This window comes from Anabaena sp. CCY 9402-a (genome assembly GCF_963920945.1).
In the GTDB taxonomy this organism is placed as follows: domain Bacteria; phylum Cyanobacteriota; class Cyanobacteriia; order Cyanobacteriales; family Nostocaceae; genus Trichormus; species Trichormus minutissimus.
In genome coordinates this window covers 1-1,449 of sequence record NZ_CAWUDL010000184.1, presented here as the reverse complement: position 1 = coordinate 1,449, position 1,449 = coordinate 1, and the positions used below count along the sequence as shown (strand labels likewise).

At 44.4% G+C, this 1,449-nt stretch carries 1 protein-coding gene; it reads right to left on the bottom strand.

The genetic code is table 11. The features are described 5' to 3' along the window. Positions 1 to 84: 84 nt before the first annotated feature. Positions 85 to 1,392 carry an NF041680 family putative transposase gene (locus ACM0OR_RS28175; protein WP_414579703.1) on the bottom strand — a complete coding sequence of 436 codons (1,308 nt, stop codon included), beginning with the start codon at positions 1,390 to 1,392 and terminating at the stop codon, positions 85 to 87. Positions 1,393 to 1,449 lie beyond the last annotated feature (57 nt).

The window sequence follows — 1,449 nt, the reverse complement described above, 5'->3', positions numbered from 1 at the left end:
CTGGAGTTTAGACTAAGCAATGCAAGATAACACAGCAGGGCTGAGTGAATCGGAGGCATCCCAAAAAGATGACAATCTTTGATATTAAACAGCTACAGATGGTTCTTTATGGGGTGGTGTAGCTGTCTTTTTAACTGTAGGAAATCGGTTTTTACGTAGACGGGTTTTTCCTGGTGTCCAACCTGGAGACTTTCCGCGAGGTTTGGGTGGTTGGGCAGGAGTACCAATGGCGGCGAAAACTCCACCCATAGCTTGAGCAACTCTTCCAGGGGTTAATTTTTCGAGAGACTTCTGCCAAGGTAGAGGATTGTCAGTAACGATATCACGGGCTAACCACAACTCCCAAGTCATGAGAGGCATCAAATCACTCCATCGGTCACATTGCTTAGGAGTACCTAGCTTCGGAACTGTCCAATGTAGGCGTTGCTTGAGAAAGCGATACCAGTGATCAATAGTCAAGCGACGCAAGTAAAGACACCAAACCTCTTCTAAGAGAGGCATTTCTTCCCCTACCCAAGCTAACCACAAAGGTTTTGATACTCGTTGATTACCTTGTTCATCAAGACGTTCAACTTTGAGCAGTGACATCGGGCGTGTCGCCGCTTTACGGAAATGTAAATTTTTCCACAGGCTAACCCGTACCCGTTGTAGTTTCGGATCATCTACCTCGAAGACAGATGCAGCCTCACACCATGTTGTGGGTTCATTAAGTTTGAATTTAGACCCGTGTTTTTTGGGTCGTCCTTTACCCGAATAAGCTTCAGGCTCACCCCATAAACAAAGATTTGAGCGCAATCTTACCAGAATATCTGCGGGAATACTGGCAGTTTTTAACACAAAAGGCGCACACCCATATTCACTATCCCAAACTGAAATTGGTCTGGTGGGTAAATGCTTACACACCTGTTTTAGTTGCCAAATCGCTTTTGAGATTGGACTTTCCCCACTTGTGATCCGTTCATGTCTCAAAGGTAATGCCCAACTGCCTGATTTTTCAGGTATCCAGGCAATTGTGCTATATCCTTGACCAATGGTAATGGGTTTATTTCCAGCTATGGATGTGCCACTATGCTCATAAGTTCTCTCTTGTAACGTTACTGCATCTGGGCGTGACCAGTTTGTATGATCTCCTGCTAATAATGGTCGTCCCTCTGCTGGGATCTGTTTGATATATAGCTGCATCAATTTCTGTCTTTGTGGTCTGCTATCTTGTAAGGCTTCATAGATGCTTGGCCACTTGCGTCTAAATACTGGTGATAAGGATAAGTCTGCTAAGGAATAAACATTGCTGGTCAGCAATATGGCATCTGTTAATTCAAAGGTCGCGTCTTTGGCTCTACCTAAATATTTGTAGGCTACTTGACGAAACTCTTCAAGTCTGGCACTTTTCATGTTGGTAGGTGAGTAATGGTAGTTCTTTTCTCACCTTCTACCAAAAGGGGGACTGTA

Coding starts and splice junctions, on each gene's coding strand:
- ACM0OR_RS28175 (WP_414579703.1), bottom strand. CDS start 1,392: ATGAAAAGTGCCAGACTTGAAGAGTTTCGTCAAGTAGCCTACAAATAT.